Here is a 20,130-nt window from a genome sequence, read left to right on the forward strand (position 1 = left end):
AGACCTTTGCCGAATTGTTATTTAACGTTAATAGGGGGCCATAAAAGTTGAGTATCACAGTAGTAGATAATAAGAATCTGGAACAAAAGATTCAAGCAAAAAAGCTCGCACAGCGATCTACTTTTGCTAGGCTGCTAACGCAGCTTGCGGAATCACATCTCGATATCCATAGCCTCATTGATCCCGATCTAATCAATCTATCCCTTGAAAACCAGCCACAAGATTTGCTAGTGGGTGCAGAAGAGTTTTTAGACAATTCTGATGGGGGTCGAGGGACTATGTACCGTCAGGCTCAGCAAAATACCCTTGCTCGCTCCGAAGGCGCATGTACCCTTCTTCGTCAATTTCTGGTCGGGAATTCTCAATCAATCAGGGTCTTAGATTTGTTGGGGGGTGATGGTCTCCTAGCTCGCATTGCTCGCGTGAGTGAGATCGCAAGCCAGCCTCTTGATATCATTACTAGTGACATCTGTGTGGGCATGGTTAAAGCGGCACTTGAAATGGGCTTACCTGCGATTTGTCAGCCCGCAGAAAATCTAATTTTGCAAGATAGCTGTGTTGACGGTGTCCTCATTGCCTATGGAACACACCATTTGAACCGGGAAACCCTAGACCGAGCTAGTTCAGAAGCAGGTCGAGTTCTCAGACCTGGGGGTAGAATAGTATTACATGACTTCGAGCCAGAGTCAGGAGCAGCAAAGTGGTTTGCCCAAGTTGTCCATCCTTACTCGCAGAAAGGTCATGATTACCCGCACTATGGTGTCGAGACACTTCGCCAGACACTAGCCAACGCTTCGTTTCAAGTTATTGATGCCAAGGAGATTGCTGATCCCATTGTGGCGTTGGGAGACTCTCCAGATCAAGCCAAAATGGCTCTTGCTATGTATCTTTATCAGATGTATGGATTAGTCGGTCTGGGGAACCCTACATCTTTTGATGTTCAGAAAAGGGTTCTTGAATATGCAGAAGCTTGCTTTGGACAAATTTTGATTGAAAAACAAAACACCCCTGATGTCCTCTTCTCCGCACGCGTGCCGCGAGTTGCGGCGATCGCTGTAGGTGTTTCGACCAAGGAGATGCTTTAGTGCAATCGGCATCACAAATTTCGCCAATACGGATTGCAGTTCTGGTCGGTTCGGCAAGAACAAATGGCAACACTATGCAAATCGTTGATCTTCTTCGTCAGACCTTACAAAACAAGGTGAGTGTCCATGATCTCAAAGCCTTGAATATTAATGGCTTTGATTATGACAACGCATTTAAAGAAGATGATTTTTTGTCAACCCTTGACGATGTGCTTGATGCAGATGTAGTTATTTTTGCTACACCTATCTACTGGTACACCCTGTCATCTCAACTCAAGCAATTTGTTGAGCGATTGTCTGATATCACTATGTTTTATCCAGATTTGCTACCCCGATTCCGGGGGAAAAGAGGATTTTTGTTAATGACTGGAGCGAGTGATGAAGTCCCAGAAGGAATGACAGTTGCGATCGAAAAGACCTGTACGCATCTGCAAATGAAGTACACAGATAGCTTGTACATACAATTTGAGGATCAAAAGCCAAAATCTACACAGTTTATGCAGCAAATACTACAGTTCGCATCCAATATACTTAAGCAACGATGAATATGAAAGTAATGGAAGATAATCGGGTAGATTTTGATATTTCCATGCCCCTACAATGGGAAGAAGGCACGGAAAAGTCAATCCTTTTTCATACACTAGGTTTGCATCAGGCGTTGAACATCGAGCGACAAAAGTTTCCCAATCGTCTTTTCATCTCAGACTACGATGGAGGGCATCCATTCATTGAAGACTATCTTGGCGAACTGGCTCACTCGTCTCCACTACAGTTATCTGATGTCACAAAATATGCTGGCGTTGATAGAGATCGCTCACTGCGAGTAAAAATCGCTGAATTTCATAGTCGTTACGATGATGTGTCATACTCACCGGAACAGATTATTCCAGGTGGAGGCTCCAGTAGTTTTCTGGCTACCATTTGTACCTGGTTAGCCCTATCTGGCTACAAAAGTGTCTACTATTTACCGCCCCTGTACTATAAATTGGGCTACTTTTTTCGCCGATTTGGTATTCTGCCAATACCGGTGAGTAATCATCATGCTTTCCAGCCTGAATTTCATCTCAACTTACCCCAGCACCCATCTGTTTTGGTGTTAAGCGATCCGTTATGGTACGGGGGGCGTAGAGTGCCTATTGAAGTGTTTGAAACAATTCGAGAATGGCAAATTAATACTGGCTCATTGGTATTTGTTGATGGAACGTTCCAATATATGGGTTGGAATAGCATTGGTCCTGAAGCCTCATCTACCTTGGTGATGAATCAAACACTCCGGTTGATCTCGCCTACAAAATATCTAGCGTTACACGGCTACAGGTGCGCTTACTTGCTGACCTCTCCAGAGATGCGTGGTGAACTTGATGAACTCCATATTAATCTACACGGCGATGTCTCTGTCTCGGATCGGCTGTTCGCGCATCGGGTGATGGATGTAATGCTAGGAACAGGCAATCGTGAGTTAATTAAATTTGCTCAAGATAACTGCCAGCGTTTGATTGATGAAAATGCCCTTGGGGAAATGATGGAGATGGAGGCAGGTTGGTTCCTATTTGCTGAAATTCGTGCGCCCAGACAGAATTTCGTTGCTATGGGGCAGGAGTACTTCGAGCTTAACGGGTACCCAAACTCTGTGCGAATCAATCTACTCAATAGCGCTGGAATTCAAGCGCTAATTGATAGTAGTCGCATCTAGTAAGGCTACTCTTCGCCCGATAATAGGGATAATCTCAACGAGATGAATTTTCATCTGTATACTGACTGGTCAACAAATATGAAAGTTATGACAAACAGTTCCACACATCTGAATTCTTCCCCTAGAGAAACCATGCGAGTGCTACCCAGCTGTTTTCAAACGTTTCTCACTTGGCTGACTTGTAAACCGCTGGAAGGTCAAGTAAGTTGGGGTAGAAGGCCAATCGATCATTTGCTGATAGCATTGACAGGTCTTGTAATCGGTGTGATTACTAGTGTTTTAGCAGTCACACACTCCGGCTTTTGGTTAACGTTGTTAATTCCATCATGGATAGCAACTGTTTCTAGTGCAAGAACATTACACGTGATGATTGTTCATTACTGTACCCATTCACGTTTTTCTACGAATGAAAAAGTGAATAAATGGGTGGGGGAAGTTCTCTCTATTCTGTTAATTCTCAGAAACTATGAGTCATATCGCAAAGACCATGTTTATAATCACCATACTAAGAGATTACAGACGTTAGACGATGAAACAGTCAAGTTTCTATTTTTACTGGCTGAACTTCGTCCTGGTATGACGAGAGAAAAGCTTTGGAGAAAGTTTTGGCTGACCCTCATATCCCCAAAGTTTCACTGGAAGCTTTCTGTAGCGAGAGTGACCTCCAATCTTAGTGCCCCATTTCCGATTAATCTATTAGCTTGTTTGTATATATTTCTGTTATTAGGAGTAACAGCATGGACACAAGCATGGTTGGTTCTTTTTCTAGCGTGGCTTTTCCCGATGACTGTTCTATATCAAATCAGTCTTTTTACAAGGTTATGCTCTGAACATATATGGCCTGTACCCGAGGCGCTTGATCATCGTGATAAGTTAACTATTTCTAGATTGACTGTGGGGATTTTCTTGGGTGAACCCACTCCTGATTCTTCCTTGCCATTTGATCAAAAATTTATAGGGTGGTTTAAGTGGAGTACAAGAATGCTGTTCATCCATTTATTCAGCCGTCTATTTATTATGGTTGCTGATACACCTTGTCATGACTATCACCATCGTCACCCCCATTCAACAGATTGGGCAAACTACATTTTTGCAAGAGCACAGGATCTTGATTCCGGTTGCCCTGGCTGGCCAGAGCCTTATACAGAGGTATGGGGACTCTATAATGCCATTGATCTAATGTTTGAGTCTCTCAGTCAGTTGCAACCCTTCGATCATATTGATACCAGTGATACTATTCACACGGTATTCTCACCAGAGTAATTACCATTTCTTGAGTTTGTATACTAAATTATTTGCCCCTATGAAAGCTATCTTGTTACATCACAATGGTGGTCCTGAGCAGTTACGGTTGGGAGAAGCCTCTGTACCAACTGTCGGATCGTTAGACCTTTTGGTAAAAATGAATGTTTCAGGGGTGAATTTTGTTGATATATATCTTCGGGATGGACTTTATCCAATTCCCAGCTTTCCTCACATTCTTGGTATAGAAGGGGCTGGAACTGTAGTCGAAAAAGGTGATTTAGTTACCGATTTTTGTATCGGCGATCGTGTTGGTTTTGCCTATACTGGAAGTGGTAGCTATGCTGAATATACGTGTGTCAAAGCTGAACGAGCAATTCCTTTGCCTGAGTCTATCGGTTTTGAAACAGCAGCAGCCTGCCTCCTACAAGGTTTGACAGCTCATTTCCTAACCCATACAACATTTCCCTTGCAGCCACAGCAAACAATTCTTGTTCATGCTGCTGCTGGCGGAGTCGGTGGTCTTATTGTCCAAATGGCTAAATTGATGGGTGCGACCGTACTCGGAACCGTTTCAACGCCAGAAAAAGCTCAGGTCGCTAGAAGCAACGGTGCCGATCAAGTTATTCTTTACCATCAGAATGACTTTGAAACTGAAGTCATGGATTTCACCAATGGTATTGGCGTTGATGTTGTTTATGACTCTGTGGGAGTTGATACGTTTCACAAGAGCCTGAATCTGTTGAAGAACTGTGGAATGTTAGTTCTATTTGGTCAATCAAGTGGGTTAACTCCTCCTTTCGATCTCAACCGACTGTGTAATCGCTCTAGTGAGAGGGGTTCATTTTTTGTGACTCGCCCCACTATACGACACTATATCAAAGGGAATATCTTAAGGGAGAGAGCTGCTGACCTCTTCAATTACCTCAACACTGGAAAAATAAAAGTTAGGGTTGGGCATCGTTATAGTCTCACTGACGCTGCAAATGCTCATCGAGACCTATCCGCTCGTCTTACAATTGGCAAATCAATCTTAAAAATTTCTAGTGATTGAGTCTAAATTTTTGACCAAAAGGCAGGGGCAGAAGGTTATGAGCATCAATTAAGCGTCCTTGCTTCAATCCCATTCTTTTAAGGGTGGGTTACTCCTGCCTGGTGAAATTTTCTTAGATACAGTCGATCGCAGAAACTTACAAACAAAGATTATTGTTTCGTCCCATCAGCTTTTGAGTTTATGAGTATTATTTCAAGTATAAAAAATATCAAAGATGAAATCCCTGACAAGGTTCGTTTGATTGCTGTTACTAAGAAAGTTCCTGTTGAATTCATGCGCCAAGCTTATGAAACAGGAATTAGAGATTTTGCTGAAAACCGTTTGCAAGACGCTTTAGAAAAACAAGAACAGCTACAGGATTTACCGAATATTTGCTGGCACTTTATTGGTCATTTACAAGCCAATAAAGCCAAAAAGGTTTTAGATAACTTCCATTGGATTCATTCCGTGGACTGTTTAAGTTTAGCAGAAAGATTGAACCGCTTAGTAGAAAATGAAACTGTCTCACCCCAATTATGTTTGCAAATTAAACCCCTCAGTGACCCTAACAAATATGGTTGGCATATCGATCAGCTATGGCATGATCTACCTCAATTAACACAACTCACAAATTTGAAAATCAGAGGCTTGATGACAATTTTACCACTTGGTTTAAGTGAAGAAGAAATATTTCAAGCATTTTCAGTGATAAAGAATTTGAAAATGAAAATCAATCAAGAATCATCATTGTCTTTGACTGAACTCTCTATGGGAATGTCTGAAGATTATCAGTATGCTATCAATGCTGGTTCAACCATGATTCGCTTGGGACGTATTCTTTTTGAAGCGAAATAATGAGAATATTCCATTTCTTTATGTTTTACTAATGGCACTATAGCAATCCTAAATGATACGTGAGAGTTCAACAAGGCTAAAATGCTTATAAAACAAGGATTTTTATCTACGTATTTTCTCACAAACTGTTCAGGATTGCTATACCATGACTCTAATGTAAGAATTCTCTAAACCTGATTTTAGTGTGATTGAGAATTGTGTAGCTTTCACGGTAGACCCTGGGTAATGACGACAAATCCTGAGGTTTGAAACGCAATCTCAAAAAATTCTATCAATTTAAATAGGCCAAACTCTCTTGGGTACATTTAAATCGCCTTCAAAACTAAATTCCTTAGGTATAAATGGCAAAGGGAGAAGTGATAAAAAATCATTAATTTTCTGTAGACTGTTTGAGGCAGCTATTTCATAGAAATTAGTACTATTCCATAATAAGTAAATATAGCTAAAATGTTGTTTGAGAGCTGAAATGAGCGTTTCATAGTCTACTTGCAATTCTTGCATACCTGCAAGGACTACTGTTCGCTTCCACATTATTTCATTGGCTGAAAAGTACAGGGACTTATATTTTTCATCTTTAACTTGCTCTCGCTTTTCGTACTCTACTGTATCTATCTGGTGTAATTTTTCAAGACATATTAAAATACCGTCATCTTTCATTACCTCTTTCAGGTGAGCTATTTGCTCGAATCGATCCTTGTCATAAAACTGAAATGTTGCATTTTCATAGACTACGTCAAATCCATCTGTAAATACGTTTAAATCAGACGATGATTGTATAAATTGCGGTGTTACATCGCAGAAATATCCTAGACAACAATATGAAAAAGGATCTCGAAAGAGTTCCTCAAATTTTTCCTTGTGTAAGCCATTAGTCAATGCTAGAACTTTTCCAGAAGCTAGTTCAGCCAAAGTTCTAACATTTGTCCCGTATTGAGACTCGGTTTCATAAAAGGTGAGATGCTGTCCATCAGAAAGGCAATTAGCCATACGAAGTAGTGCTACTCCAACACGACATTGCTCTTCAAATACAAATGGAATACTAGCGCAGTAATGTTTATAGAATGGTGTCATATTACGTTTGTAAATATTACAGTATCTTTCTACGTCATCTCCTTGAGAGAGAAATTTTTGATCTGGAAGTATATCTGTATGCGGAACTTGTATCAAACCACTTGAAATCTGAGCAAAGTGTTCAGTCTTTTCCATGCAAGGACGATCTTTATATTTCTCTCTAAGTGTTTTCTTCTGATTTTCCATGAAAAATTTATTTCCAAAAGAATTGCCAGTAAAAATACTACACTCAATCTTTGTCCTTTACTCCAAAAGATGTGTTAATTTTTGTAAATAAATCTGTCAAATCTGTCAAAAATTAATTTGAGGCAAAAAAGGTGATATCTAAAGCTCTCAGCAGTTATAAATTATGCCCCCATTCAATACTATTGCCAAAATAAGAGCCTTGATAATTTTTGGCAAAAACGGCAAAAATACGCATACATAAGCGTTTCGAGGAAAAGGTAATTTAGAATCTAAAACCCTTATCCTACCGTCAATACATTTAAAAAATCCTTGTCGGAAACCTTTAAGGAATTTTTCAGGCTGATTGTTTTTGCCAAGCAAGAGCGAGAAACGGGAGTTCATGGTTAAAGCATTATCATCTCACCCTCGTAATTTGGCTAAGGTATTGCTTGATGGCAATAAGCACCTCTTTTTCAACGTGGCTTTCAGGCTCTATCCCTTATGAAACAAGCTGTTTAGTGACCTTGTCACCCGTTAAGGCTGCACACTGAAATTATCTTCTCTGATTATGGGATCAATCATTATGTGGACTTTTCTAAAGGAACTTGAGACCGTAAATTTATGTCTTTAAAGGTATTTAGCAAATTTCTATAATTACAATGTCCAAAAAAGTATTGACTACAGGAATCATTATACTCTGGACTACGGGTGGATTTACTCAAGTGGCTAATGCTCAACCAGTTTCCCAGATTTTTGAAAATGTTACCATTCAATACCCATTTTCCCCAGATCCATTGACAGTCAGGGGAATGAGTGGTGGTTCAATAGCGGGAAGCCAAATAGCCAAAACAGAAACAACACCAACTGGACCTTGTAAGGGATTTATGGATGAAAAGCCCGATCATACCCTGAAACTATTGAGTAAATTTGAATACCTAAAACTAGTAGTTAACAGTCCTGCGGACACGACCATGATTATCAAAGGACCTGGTGGAACTTGGTGTAATGATGACTTTGATGGTAAAAATCCTGGTGTTGTTGGTGAATGGCTACCAGGAACTTACCAAATTTGGATTGGTTCTTACAAGGAAAATGATTCCCTACCTTATACCTTAAAAATTATGGGAGCTAAGTAAATGATTAGACATCTTGTGAGAATGTGCGTGACTTGAAACCCTACAATATTTTCGGAGATGTCTAAGTAGGTTGGCGTTAAAAATTGGTAATTTCTGTACCAGGTTTTCACAAACACATTGCCAAAATTGATGTTTCCAGTCTGTATCCCAGCATTATGTTTAAATATGGGATTTGCTCCCGCAAGGATACGCAACGAGTGGGGTTACAGCAAATTGTCATCAAACCTGGAACAAGAACCCCAACCCCCTCCCTGCAAGCGATGAGGGGGCTAAAACGAGATGAGTTACTTTCGGTTATTGAACCTCTAAGTGATGTGGGAAAGCATTTGAGTTTGTTTTGAGTGGGGAGTTATGCTAATTATGAGCGATCACTTATGGGATTTGAGGGGGCGGCACAGTGTAGTGTAACTGGAATCAGATTCTTGGACTTTTTGATAATTGTGAATTATAATAGTAAGTTTGTTTGACTTCTAAGCATCACAATACTGGACTCGTATGAAATTAACCTAAAATATAGCAAGCATTTTTTAAAATGTTTCTATTATCAGTGATTAAGTACACTCTGGCAATGCCTAGCTCTATTACATTAGTTTCTAATCATAACTTTCTTATGACAAGTCTTAAAAAAATTCAATCCAACAAAATTACTGTTGTTAGCCTATTTTCAGGATGTGGAGGTATTGATCTAGGATTTAAGAGACAAGGATTATCAATTGTTTGGGCAATTGATAATGACTTAGACTGTGTAGAAACATATAGAAAAAATATAGGCAATCATATTATTCATAAATCAATTTGTGATGTTCATTCAGAAAAAATTCCTGATGCCGATATAATTGTTGGCGGATTCCCATGTCAGGGATTTTCAGTAGCTAATAAATTTCGATCAAAAGATGATGAAAGAAATGAAATGTATCACGAAATGTTAAGAGTGATAAAAGATAAAAAGCCTAAATGGTTCATGGCCGAAAATGTAAAAGGTATTTTAAGTCTGGACAAGGGGCTTGTGTTTCAAAAGATTATAGAGGAATTACAAGAAGCTGGATATCATATAACCTATGAACTGGTTAATATGGCTGATCATGGAGTACCACAAATTAGAAAAAGAGTAATTATTTTAGGTACAAGAAATGATCTGCCTGTAGAAGCAAGAATCAAGCACCCATTACCAAATTATTCCGAAAAAAACACAAATCTTAAAAAATGGATTACCATTAACTGTGCATTAGAAACACTAGAAAAAATGAAACCAGCTACTAATTTAGTAGGATCACAGTATAAAGTATTGTATAGAAATTATACAGGACATAGACAAACTGATGGTAATAAACCATGTCCAACGATTATAGCTAGAGGTAATGGAAAAGGTGGGGTATGTGCAATTCCACATCCTAACGGAGAGAGACGATTAAATGTTAGAGAATCAGCATTTATTCAAACTTTTCCATGTGATTTTGAATTTACAGGAAGTGTAACTTCAATGTATCGCCAAATAGGAAATGCTGTACCTGTATTGTACGCAGAAAAAATAGCACAAGAATTTATTGAAGCTGATAAAAGATTAAAAACATTTATCAATAAACAAAGTATAGCCAGTGAAAAACCTAAAGTTGTTTCTTTATTTTCTGGTGCAGGAGGAATGGACTTAGGATTTCAAAAGGCTGGTTTTAATATTGTATGGGCAATTGATAATTTTGAAGATGCTGTACAAACATACAAAAAAAATATAGGCAATCACATAATTAATAGTAATATTGAGGATTATGATATTAACAAAATTCCTAATTGTGATGTTGTTATAGGTGGTTTTCCATGTCAAGGATTTTCAATAGCCAATATGAACCGTAATTCCAACGATAAGAGAAATATTCTTTATGAATATCTTGTAAAAGTCATAGAAATTAAACAACCAAAATTTTTTGTAGCAGAAAATGTTAAAGGTATTCTTAGCCTTGAAAAAGGAGAAATTTTTAATAAAATTCTACAAGATTTTAGTAAATGTGGTTATAAATGTGAATATGCTATTTTAAATTCTGCTGACTATGGAGTTCCACAAACGAGAGAGAGAGTTATTATTGTAGGTAAGAGAAAAGATGTACCAATAGAAATAGAATTTCCTCCAAATCCCACTCATTCAAAACATATATCTGTAGGACAAGCACTATCAGATTTTCCTGATCCTGACAAAAAACACAATTTAAAAAATCATATATATTCCAAATTTAAACTAAAATTTAATGGATACATATCAAATAGACGTATTGACTCTGACTTACCATGTCCAACTATTACAGCAAGAGGAGATGATAAAGGAGGAGCTATGGTAATGCACCATCCCTCAAATAAGCGCAGATTAACTTGTAGGGAAATGGCTTATATACAAGGCTTTCCTATTGATTTTGAATTTATTGGCTCAATGACATCTGTTTATAGACAAATTGCAAACGCATTACCTAGTCCTGTTGCTGAAGCAGTTGCTTTTTCATTGTATAAAGCAATGATTAATTAGCAAGAATTTAGTCTTTTTTCTCAATCAGTCTGGTAATTTCTTCTATAACTTGTTCAACTGTTTTTTGATGAGCAGTAGCGTATCTTTCAATATCTTCTGCTATTTTTTCGCGTTGAAATTGTTCTGGGTACGCCCAAGGACTATTTTCCCAATCATAGTCAGGATTAACCTTTTTGGTAAATTCTCTTTTTCTTTGATTACAGTAAATACACAAAGTCATCAACTTATCTTGGAAATTGTCATCCGTTAAGTTTTCAGCTTGAACAATTGCTGGAATTCTATGATCTGGTGCTAAAAATTTAGTGTTTTCATGAGTTGTATGACACAATCTACAAGTATTATTATGAAGAGTAAATAATTTCTGTTTCCATGAATCCTTGATTACTGATCTAGAAACTTGTAAAGTTATATCTTGTTTGACAGTAGTCAACCTATACTCTTCTTGCTTGTTTTTCCGTTGAGTAATTATAGTAGGATTTTCCCCCTCTCGTGTCCATCCTTCATTTCTAAAATAATCAACTATCTTACTGGGATCTCCATAGAATTTTGAGGTTCTTGTATCATTATTGCCAATATTAAGCTTGCTTATATTGTGAGGTTGATAACGGTTTTCTATGGTTACTTCCAGTTCGTCTCTAGTATGAAATTCTTGATCATATAAAATACATAGTCCACAGATTTCCCTACCACGTGATTTGAATAAATACTGCTCCCAATGAGATTTATTTCCTATCTCAAACTTATAGTATTTATTAGTTTTTACATTAACTGTAATATTTTTAATTGATTCATCTAAAGTTTCTGCAAATTCTTTAAAGTTAAAAGCGTTATTATCTATTAATATACCTTCAAAATTAGAATAAGATAATCTTTTCCATTCCACATTTGCTGGCCAACCTTTTATTTCCACATCAAGACGCTTCTGTTTTCGCCAAACTGAATTTTGGTCTGGCTTAAAGGAATGAAGCAAGGAGGAAAAAAAATTCATGTTTTCAAAAATATTAGCATCTTGCTTTTTTGGAATATTTAGGTTTAAAGTAAACTCATTAATTTTCTTTAGAGTAAAGCAAGAGCCTGTATATTCTAAGTCGTTAATCAACAATTTAAGCCAACCTCAATAATAATTACAATTAATTAAGCGAATTGTCTTGAAAGGATTTCTCTAGAAACAAAATTTCAACGTTACAGTCTAAAATTTCTGCCAATTTTTCCAAACCATCAATGGTAGGAGCATTGATACCACGTTCTATCAAGCTTATAAACTCAACTGAATAACCTGATAGTTCAGCTAATTTTTCTTGAGTTAATCCTTTTTGCTTACGAATAGCAGCAATTTGTTGTCCAAGTTTTTTTTTAGCACTTTGGATATATGAATATTTTTTTAAAATTTATCTCAATGTGGTAAATAACACAACGTAGTTCAGTTACGGGTTAACACTTTTTAGATTTGTAAGTATTCTGAAATATGATTAAAAAAATTAATACAGCAAGCTCGTACTTTAGCTAACGAAGTAGGTGTAACACTCACTACTGATGCTTACAAAATATTGATTGATTACACAGGCAATCATACACGACTGATATTTACCGAACTAGAAAAGCTCAAAACTTATGCTTTGGGTAAAACAGTCAATGGGGATATGGTGAAAGAATTAGTATCAGAAAGTGCTGCTAATAGCTTAGTGCGATTCGTTGTTAGCTGAATCACGGTAATCAATCCGTACATAAGCTAACCAACCTAATCCAATCATGGAAGAAGGTTGAACAGAGTGAAGAGGTTTTGGGCAATTTTACTTTTCTTTACACAGATTGGTTTTATTGTGTTCACCTACTTATTCGGCATTTAAGTTTTTAAGAATTTTCTGGGCTAAAAATTCCTTAATTTCTGTATGTCTTGGTACAGCCTCAATGACACCTGTTTGAGGATTAATCCATAAAGAATGAGAACCACCTTCTCGTTTTAAGTAACAACCTGCTTGTTTTCACTTTTTTTCTAATTCTTTACGTTTCATGGAATTAAAATGGTCTCTTCTATCGCATCTTCTGTGATTCCCCTGCGGATATCTGCCATAGGATCTTCAATAATCAATTGAATAGCAAGTTTCAAGTTTTCTTTCGCTTCCTCAATGGTTTCACCTTGACCATTAGCACCAGAAATTTCTGGACAAATTGCCCAGTATCCTCCTTCCGTTGCTCTCTCAATGATGGCTGTTAACTCTGCTTTCATAAAAATTTCCACAAGAAGTCCACTATATTTTAACCGATGATTAGTTACAAGATCAGCGATGACACTATCACCCATCACGAAAAATCTCTCTAAAACTCTTACCTTCGCTTCTTCGTTTCTTCGTGGTTCATTCTCTGTAATATTTTCGTTGTATTTAGCTTTAAAGCATATAAAAGATAAACTATATCAATAAACGCAGATAAACACAGATAAAGAAAAATAAATGAATTTGGTAATCCTGTGCAGTCCAGCATAAAATTAGTAATAGAGATAGCAAAATATAAATTAGCCCCAAATCCTTACTGGGTATGATTTTGGGAATATTTAACGTTTAATTTTTAATTTTTAATTGGTATTACTATGAGAATTAGGTTAAATTTAATTAAGATTCTAGACAAACTTCATGAATCTGCCATAAGCAAACCGAGGTTTTATGGCTCAAATTACAAAATGGATTTATAAACATCCGTTACAAAAGCAGTCATATTAGTATCTAGAGGCAAATTAAAGATGAAATTTTCTTGGAGAATCGTAGCACTTTGGTCAGTGCTGGCCTTAGTAATTGGCTTTTTCTTCTGGCAAGGCACTTTTACAGGCACTTCTGCGGACATGAGTAAAAATGCTGCCAATACCCGCATGACCTACGGTCGCTTTCTGGAATATTTGGACGCAGACCGCGTTACCAATGTGGATCTATACGATGGTGGGAGAACAGCAATTATTGAAGCTAATGACCAAGACATCGAAAATCGCACTCAACGCTGGCGGGTAGATTTGCCCGTGAATGCCCCGGAATTGATTCAAAAGCTGAAGCAGAAGGAAGTGAGCTTTGATGCCCACCCCATGCGAAATGACGGAGCAATCTGGGGACTTTTGAGTAATTTGATTTTCCCAGTTTTATTGATTACGGGACTTTTCTTTTTGTTCCGGCGTTCTAATAATCTTCCCGGTGGTCCTGGACAAGCGATGAATTTTGGCAAATCCCGCGCTCGTTTCCAAATGGAAGCGAAAACTGGGGTAAAATTCGATGATGTGGCGGGAATTGAAGAAGCAAAGGAAGAATTACAAGAAGTTGTCACCTTCCTGAAACAACCTGAGAAATTTACCGCTGTTGGCGCTCGGATTCCCAAAGGTGTACTATTAGTTGGACCTCCAGGAACTGGTAAAACTTTACTCGCTAAAGCGATCGCTGGTGAAGCTGGTGTTCCTTTTTTCAGTATTTCCGGTTCGGAATTTGTAGAAATGTTCGTGGGTGTGGGTGCTTCCCGTGTCCGTGATTTGTTTAAGAAAGCGAAAGATAACGCTCCCTGTATTATCTTTATTGATGAAATTGACGCTGTGGGTCGTCAACGGGGCGCTGGTATTGGTGGTGGTAATGATGAACGGGAACAAACCCTTAATCAATTATTAACGGAAATGGATGGTTTTGAAGGCAATACTGGCATTATTATTATTGCTGCTACCAACCGCCCTGATGTGTTAGATGCGGCTTTGTTGCGCCCAGGTCGTTTCGATAGACAAGTAACGGTAGATGCTCCAGACATTAAAGGACGTTTGGAAGTATTACAGGTTCATGCTAGAAATAAGAAGTTGGATGATAGCGTGTCCTTGGAAGCGATCGCGCGTCGAACTCCAGGATTTACCGGTGCAGATTTAGCTAATCTGCTGAATGAAGCGGCTATTCTCACTGCTAGAAGACGCAAAGAGGGTATCACTTTAGCGGAAATTGATGATGCTGTAGACCGCGTAGTTGCGGGGATGGAAGGTACTCCCCTGGTAGACAGCAAGAGTAAGCGGTTGATTGCTTACCATGAAATTGGACACGCTTTGGTGGGAACTTTACTTAAAGACCATGACCCTGTACAAAAGGTGACTTTGATTCCCAGAGGACAAGCCCAGGGCTTAACTTGGTTTACACCTAATGAAGAACAAGGTTTAATTAGTCGTTCTCAGCTAAAGGCTAGAATTACCGGGGCTTTAGGTGGTCGGGCTGCTGAGGAAGTAATTTTTGGAGCAGCAGAAGTGACAACTGGCGCTGGTGGAGACTTACAGCAGTTATCAGGAATGGCTCGACAAATGGTAACACGGTTCGGAATGTCTGATCTAGGTCCTTTATCTCTGGAAAGCCAACAGGGTGAGGTGTTCCTAGGTCGTGATTGGACAACCCGTTCCGAGTATTCCGAGTCTATCGCTTGTCGCATTGATGCCCAAGTCAGAATGATTGTGGAAGAATGCTATGCTAACGCTAAGAAGATCATGCGTGATCATCGTAGTCTTGCAGATCGTTTAGTTGATTTGTTGATTGAAAAAGAAACCATTAATGGTGACGAACTTCGGCAAATTGTGGCTGAGTACGCGGAAGTACCTGATAAATCTCAGTTTGCACCCATGCTGTAAGGGTAACATTTATTTGGGGTGGTCTTGTTAAATTAACAAGGCCATTCTTTTTTACCATCAAACTGCCCTCATAATTAGCCTTCTAATAACCTCATAGTAATATCAATAACCGACATTCCGCACTTCATAATGTAGTATGAGCCTTTTCAAGAATATTCTTAATAACAGTTAAATAATTAAGTATTAAAACTTAAAATTTTTAATACCACAAGTATTTAAAAAAACAATAAACAATAAAATTAAGGAAATATTCGCATATTACAAAATGAAGTGCGGAATGTGGGTTTTATTCACTTATTCTACTAATTCCATCTCGTCTATTATTCCTGCCACTATTCCTAAATGGTCTATATTTAGGATTTGCATGGCTTCTTTTGACTCTTTCATTCGCGCCATAGACACCAGGAAAGCCCGTTGGGAAGTCAAAAGTCAAAGGTCAAAAATAAAGTTTTGATATCTTAGTTTTAACTTGACAGAAACCCTGAAGACTGCATTTGAGAAAGAGAAATCACAATAACAAAATAGAATAGAGGTCAAGCCCTCGGTCTGTTAGTACTCCCTTGCTACATACATTACTGATGCTAAAATTATCTTAGAATGCTTACCAGAAAAAATCAAAGCAGCTTTAATTGCCCGTGCAGCTGAAATTGACTATCCAGTAGAAGCTATTATTGAAATGGCGTTCACGTAGTGTCTCTGAAAGAGAATCACTAGTTTCCTAGATAGCGAAGCATTAGGTTTCGCAGACTGCAAACCAGGACGAGGACAATAGCAAACAACAAATATATATTAGTATTATTGAAAACTAATATATGATACGTAATTTACTAATATTTACAAATAATTATATACAAATCTTCCTCTATTTTAACTGTTGTGATGGAGAATAAAATCATTGTTCAATTTTATCTGTGAAATTAGGACTTATGTAATTGATTCAAAATATATAGGAATCCGGTTTGATTCCTGAATTTACCTGTGTGGTCAGGGAACAGGGAACAGGAAAGACAGAATTGATACCTACTTTTTTCAAAGATCAAATAGGAGTCCTATATCAAGAAATATGACCTATATTTTTTATGAAATCATCATCAATTTTGACAATAATTTCTCACATATTCCCTAAAAACCGAAGATAATTGAAACAAGATTTTATCATTTTTTATTTTCGTGACTAAATACCTTTCTTGTAAAGACTGTAAACCATTATTAAAATCAACAACAGATAAATTTAAACCCTCTCTCAAATATTCTCTAGTAATAGGTATTTCAAACTTACTTAAATGCAATACTATTTCTTGTTCTTGGGATGATAAATGCTTAAATATTTGCTGAAAACGAGATTGCATTTGATTGGTAATGTGCAAAGTATTCTCAGCTAAAAAATCAGCAACTTGACCATCATAATTCTTATTAATTAAGATACTGACACTTTTTAAATCAATAAAATTACCTGCATATAAATCAATTAATTTTAACCAATTATCTTCATTTTTTAATCCTCTATTTTGGAGAATATCAAGATCATATAATCCAGATACTTCTAAAGACTTAATCAGACATAATTCATTATCTAAACATTCAATTTCTGAACATTGTTCTTGACTAATCACAATTACATGACTTTGATGTTTAACCTCTGTCAGCATATTAAAAAAGTTTTGATAATCTTGATATTCAAGTTTGTATTGTCCTGCAAATTTACCAGGGATAAATATATTTTGTAAATCATCAAGAATAATTAAACATTTATGATTCGCAAAAACATCTAATAATTGTTTTAATCGTTTATCTAAAGTTTCTTGAGGTTGTTGTTGACAAACATTCAATAAATCGGTAACAAATAAATCTAAAGGTTGAGGATATTTTAAACTTCTCCAAATAACGACTGCAAATTTCTGTAAGTTTAAATCAATAAATCTTTTAACTAAAGTAGTTTTACCAGTTCCATATAATCCTGATACTGAAATTAAACGAGTATTTGGCTTAAATATCCAATCAGAGAGTTTTTCTAATTCTGTTTCTCGTTGATAAAATTTTATAATTTCAGGAGCTAAAGTTAAATCATAACTATATAATTTAGATTCCGTATTTATATTAATTTTATCATCTTCTTTATCAGATTGATTTAATGTTTGCGAACTAAAATCAAAATAAGGATTCTTTCCACTACAATAAATATTGGGATTTTGAGATGAGTTAATATAATATACTCTTTCCAAAGTAGAACAAAAATTAGTTTTTTTTATATCTTCATGTAATATTTCCGACAAAAGTTGCCATAATTCAGATCCTACATCTCCTACATGACTGCTAGAAAGATTATATTCGCTGGCAATATAATCATAAGTTTGTCTTTTCCAAGTCCCTTCAACTACAGCAGTTTGGACATCATCTAGATGTTTTCCCGTTTTTTCAAATACCATTTTATCAACGAATTTTACAACTTCATCAACAGTCATAAAAACTATATGGGGTAAAGGTTTCAGTAATTATAGCAAAAGATAATCCTATTTTTACCCATATTTTCCGATTTCATACGTAAAATTTTGTAATAAATCTCCCGATAAAATCCGATGTTTTCCAATAGACAGATCAACCTAAATTTTCTAAGAATAGTAATTAAGTAACAAAACCAATAGGGTTTAGAATCCAACAATAGGATAGAAGAAAATAATGAAAAAAAACAAAATCGTTAGTTTATTTGTTATCGGTACTACAGTTACAGCCTCAATTTGCTTGGCTACAGCTATATCAGAAAGTTTACAAGCTGTAGCTCAACCAGCGCCAAATATCCCATCTGGTATTTATGCTCATCAAGGTCACAGCTATTATTGGAGTAATAGTGGAAAGTTTACCTGTCACGTTGTTGGTCCAGCTCAATTAAAACTTTGGATTAAGAAAGGTGTGCGTAGTTACGGAAGAGCTCCTTTTACTCCTCATAACTTTCAAGGTGGTTGTACATGGCCTCAAGGGCTTTACACACCAGCAAACTATGAAGGAAGAGTCATGTACATCAATGGAAATAGAGAAATTTGCCATGTATCTCCCTCGTTGTTTCCATTGTTACAGAATCAATATGGACCGCCATTAGAAGGTGTTTCTATAACAGACATTTCCAAGGGTTTGAATAATATTGGTAGTTGCCCTAATCCTGGGTAAACACTTAGTTTAGTATTGAATTATATCTATTTTTGTTGATGAAGTACAGACATAAACAATATAGATATAGAGAAAGTAGTTAGGATATCTAATGAAACTCCCACTAGTTTTAAATCCTGTAGGGGTTTAGCATTGCTAAACCCTGTTTATATATTTATATATTGCAGAAAATTTTTGCAAATTCCTATAAACAATTTAATTTCCAATTTGGATAAAAAATAACAACAAAAAGCCCCTCTAGTATATAAGAGGAGGCAATGTTGTTAAATAATAAACCTGGCATCGAGCTATTTTGACATGGGGCTACCCCCAAACTATCGTCGCCGCAGCAGCGTTTCACCTCTGAGTTCGGGAAGGGATCAGTGTGGTTCCACCGCGCCATAGACACCAGGAAAGCCTGATGATTTTGGATTTTAGATTTTGGATTTTAGATTGCAGAAAATAATTCAACATGGTTCACAGAAACTTAACAACTGATATTATTCTCAACTAGGGAAACTAATTATCAATCTTTTATAATTCCCAAAATTGGAACTTTTAGTTTCTACATTGTTGGCAAATAATCCAAAATCTAAAATCTAAAATTCACAAAACCCTGAAGACTGCATTCGAGAACGAGAAATCACAATCAGAATTAAGAATATAGAGGTCAAGCCCTCGGTCTGTTAGTACTCCTTTGCTACATACATTACTGTACTTCCACATAGAGCCTATGAACGGGTGTTCTGCCCGTGACCTTACCTACTTACCGTAGTGAGAGTACTCATCTTGAGGTGGGCTTCCCACTTAGATGCTTTCAGCGGTTATCCTCTCCGCACTTGGCTACCCAGCGTTTACTGTTGGTACAATAACTGGTACACCAGCGGTGCGTTCCTCCCGGTCCTCTCGTACTAAGGAGGACTCCTCTCAATACTCTTGCGCCTGCACCGGATATGGACCGAACTGTCTCACGACGTTCTGAACCCAGCTCACGTACCGCTTTAATGGGCGAACAGCCCAACCCTTGGGACGTACTTCCGCCCCAGGTTGCGATGAGCCGACATCGAGGTGCCAAACCTCCCCGTCGATGTGGACTCTTGGGGGAGATCAGCCTGTTATCCCTAGAGTAACTTTTATCCGTTGAGCGACGGCCATTCCACTCTGCGCCGTCGGATCACTAAGGCCTACTTTCGTACCTGCTCGACTTGTCAGTCTTGCAGTCAAGCTCCCTTTTTGCCTTTACACTCGTCGCACGGTTTCCAAGCGTGCTGAGGGAACCTTTGCGCGCCTCCGTTACCTTTTAGGAGGCGACCGCCCCAGTCAAACTGCCCACCTGAAACTGTCCTCTCTCCGGCTGACGGAGATGAGTTAGAATTCTAGCTTCGCCAGAGTGGTATCTCACCGTTAGCTCCATATTCCCCACAAGGAATATCTCATCGCTTCCCACCTATCCTGCGCAAGCCAAGCCCGAACACAATTCCAGGCTACAGTAAAGCTTCATAGGGTCTTTCTGTCCAGGTGCAGGCAGTCCGTATCTTCACAGACATTCCTATTTCGCCGAGTCTCTCTCTGAGAC

At 37.6% G+C, this 20,130-nt stretch carries 17 protein-coding genes, 2 rRNA genes and 1 pseudogene; 12 read left to right on the forward strand and 8 right to left on the reverse strand.

What is annotated here, in order from left to right; genetic code table 11:
- Positions 1–47 precede the first annotated feature (47 nt).
- The 6 genes from H6G25_RS09370 to H6G25_RS09395 all read left to right on the forward strand — a co-directional run bounded on the left by H6G25_RS09370 (position 48) and on the right by H6G25_RS09395 (position 5,908).
- On the forward strand, positions 48–1,085 hold the full coding sequence (locus H6G25_RS09370; protein ID WP_190392241.1) for a methyltransferase domain-containing protein: 1,038 nt from the start codon (positions 48–50) through the stop codon (positions 1,083–1,085).
- Positions 1,085–1,630 (forward strand): NAD(P)H-dependent oxidoreductase, encoded by a 546-nt coding sequence (locus H6G25_RS09375; RefSeq protein ID WP_190392242.1) that lies wholly within the window; start codon positions 1,085–1,087, stop codon positions 1,628–1,630. Before H6G25_RS09370 ends, H6G25_RS09375 begins: the two co-directional genes overlap by 1 nt.
- A complete protein-coding gene (locus H6G25_RS09380; protein ID WP_190392243.1) occupies positions 1,627–2,778 on the forward strand; it encodes an aminotransferase class I/II-fold pyridoxal phosphate-dependent enzyme in 1,152 nt (383 codons plus the stop codon). Before H6G25_RS09375 ends, H6G25_RS09380 begins: the two co-directional genes overlap by 4 nt.
- A gap of 87 nt (positions 2,779–2,865) precedes the next feature.
- Entirely contained in the window at positions 2,866–4,041 is a 1,176-nt protein-coding gene (locus tag H6G25_RS09385; protein ID WP_190392244.1) for a fatty acid desaturase, read from the forward strand.
- Between the two features lie 40 nt (positions 4,042–4,081).
- On the forward strand, positions 4,082–5,074 hold the full coding sequence (locus tag H6G25_RS09390) for a quinone oxidoreductase (protein WP_190392245.1): 993 nt from the start codon (positions 4,082–4,084) through the stop codon (positions 5,072–5,074).
- A 180-nt stretch (positions 5,075–5,254) separates the two neighbouring features.
- Complete coding sequence (locus tag H6G25_RS09395; protein ID WP_190392246.1) at positions 5,255–5,908, forward strand: YggS family pyridoxal phosphate-dependent enzyme; 654 nt, start codon at positions 5,255–5,257, stop codon at positions 5,906–5,908.
- Positions 5,909–6,184: 276 nt separating this feature from the next.
- Here the strand turns inward: H6G25_RS09395 and H6G25_RS09400 are convergent, their stop codons facing one another.
- On the reverse strand, positions 6,185–7,165 hold the full coding sequence (locus H6G25_RS09400; protein WP_190392247.1) for a hypothetical protein: 981 nt from the start codon (positions 7,163–7,165) through the stop codon (positions 6,185–6,187).
- A gap of 638 nt (positions 7,166–7,803) precedes the next feature.
- Between H6G25_RS09400 and H6G25_RS09405 the strand changes: the two genes are divergently transcribed.
- Both H6G25_RS09405 and dcm read left to right on the forward strand, forming a co-directional pair.
- The gene (locus H6G25_RS09405; RefSeq protein WP_190392248.1) at positions 7,804–8,280 is read left to right on the forward strand and encodes a hypothetical protein; all 477 of its coding nucleotides are present in this window, start codon (positions 7,804–7,806) and stop codon (positions 8,278–8,280) included.
- Between the two features lie 568 nt (positions 8,281–8,848).
- The gene (gene dcm / locus H6G25_RS20870; protein WP_199319711.1) at positions 8,849–10,789 is read left to right on the forward strand and encodes a DNA (cytosine-5-)-methyltransferase; all 1,941 of its coding nucleotides are present in this window, start codon (positions 8,849–8,851) and stop codon (positions 10,787–10,789) included.
- Positions 10,790–10,796: 7 nt separating this feature from the next.
- Here dcm and H6G25_RS09415 read toward each other — a convergent pair whose 3' ends face one another.
- A complete protein-coding gene (locus H6G25_RS09415) occupies positions 10,797–11,888 on the reverse strand; it encodes a hypothetical protein (RefSeq protein ID WP_206754776.1) in 1,092 nt (363 codons plus the stop codon).
- A 448-nt stretch (positions 11,889–12,336) separates the two neighbouring features.
- Here H6G25_RS09415 and H6G25_RS09425 point away from each other — a divergent pair, with 448 nt between their 5' ends.
- On the forward strand, positions 12,337–12,492 hold the full coding sequence (locus H6G25_RS09425) for a hypothetical protein (protein WP_242034918.1): 156 nt from the start codon (positions 12,337–12,339) through the stop codon (positions 12,490–12,492).
- 129 nt (positions 12,493–12,621) lie between these two features.
- Here the strand turns inward: H6G25_RS09425 and H6G25_RS09430 are convergent, their stop codons facing one another.
- Positions 12,622–12,720, reverse strand: a complete 99-nt coding sequence (locus tag H6G25_RS09430; protein WP_322745923.1) for a hypothetical protein — start codon at positions 12,718–12,720, stop codon at positions 12,622–12,624.
- Between the two features lie 77 nt (positions 12,721–12,797).
- Positions 12,798–13,091 (reverse strand): type II toxin-antitoxin system HicB family antitoxin, encoded by a 294-nt coding sequence (locus H6G25_RS09435; protein ID WP_242034919.1) that lies wholly within the window; start codon positions 13,089–13,091, stop codon positions 12,798–12,800.
- Between the two features lie 435 nt (positions 13,092–13,526).
- Here H6G25_RS09435 and ftsH2 point away from each other — a divergent pair, with 435 nt between their 5' ends.
- Positions 13,527–15,413 carry an ATP-dependent zinc metalloprotease FtsH2 gene (gene ftsH2, locus H6G25_RS09440; protein WP_190392250.1) on the forward strand — a complete coding sequence of 629 codons (1,887 nt, stop codon included), beginning with the start codon at positions 13,527–13,529 and terminating at the stop codon, positions 15,411–15,413.
- 294 nt (positions 15,414–15,707) lie between these two features.
- Here the strand turns inward: ftsH2 and H6G25_RS21130 are convergent, their stop codons facing one another.
- Entirely contained in the window at positions 15,708–15,839 is a 132-nt protein-coding gene (locus H6G25_RS21130; RefSeq protein ID WP_242034920.1) for a DUF4277 domain-containing protein, read from the reverse strand.
- Positions 15,840–15,984: 145 nt separating this feature from the next.
- On the opposite strand from H6G25_RS21130, the pseudogene H6G25_RS21635 reads away from it, so the two are divergent.
- Positions 15,985–16,185 (forward strand): annotated as a pseudogene (locus tag H6G25_RS21635) (hypothetical protein).
- Between the two features lie 319 nt (positions 16,186–16,504).
- On the opposite strand, the gene H6G25_RS09445 reads toward H6G25_RS21635, so the two are convergent.
- Positions 16,505–17,875, reverse strand: coding sequence for an ATP-binding protein (locus tag H6G25_RS09445; protein ID WP_190392251.1), 1,371 nt, complete (start codon positions 17,873–17,875; stop codon positions 16,505–16,507).
- Between the two features lie 214 nt (positions 17,876–18,089).
- Here H6G25_RS09445 and H6G25_RS09450 point away from each other — a divergent pair, with 214 nt between their 5' ends.
- The gene (locus tag H6G25_RS09450; RefSeq protein ID WP_190392252.1) at positions 18,090–18,575 is read left to right on the forward strand and encodes a hypothetical protein; all 486 of its coding nucleotides are present in this window, start codon (positions 18,090–18,092) and stop codon (positions 18,573–18,575) included.
- Between the two features lie 274 nt (positions 18,576–18,849).
- Here H6G25_RS09450 and rrf read toward each other — a convergent pair.
- Positions 18,850–18,967: ribosomal RNA gene (rrf, locus tag H6G25_RS09455) — 5S ribosomal RNA — on the reverse strand.
- A gap of 253 nt (positions 18,968–19,220) precedes the next feature.
- A 23S ribosomal RNA gene (locus tag H6G25_RS09460) occupies positions 19,221–20,130 on the reverse strand; the annotation flags it as partial.

Origin of the sequence: Dolichospermum sp. FACHB-1091 (genome assembly GCF_014697585.1) — a bacterium.
Taxonomy (GTDB): Bacteria; Cyanobacteriota; Cyanobacteriia; order Cyanobacteriales; family Nostocaceae; genus Dolichospermum.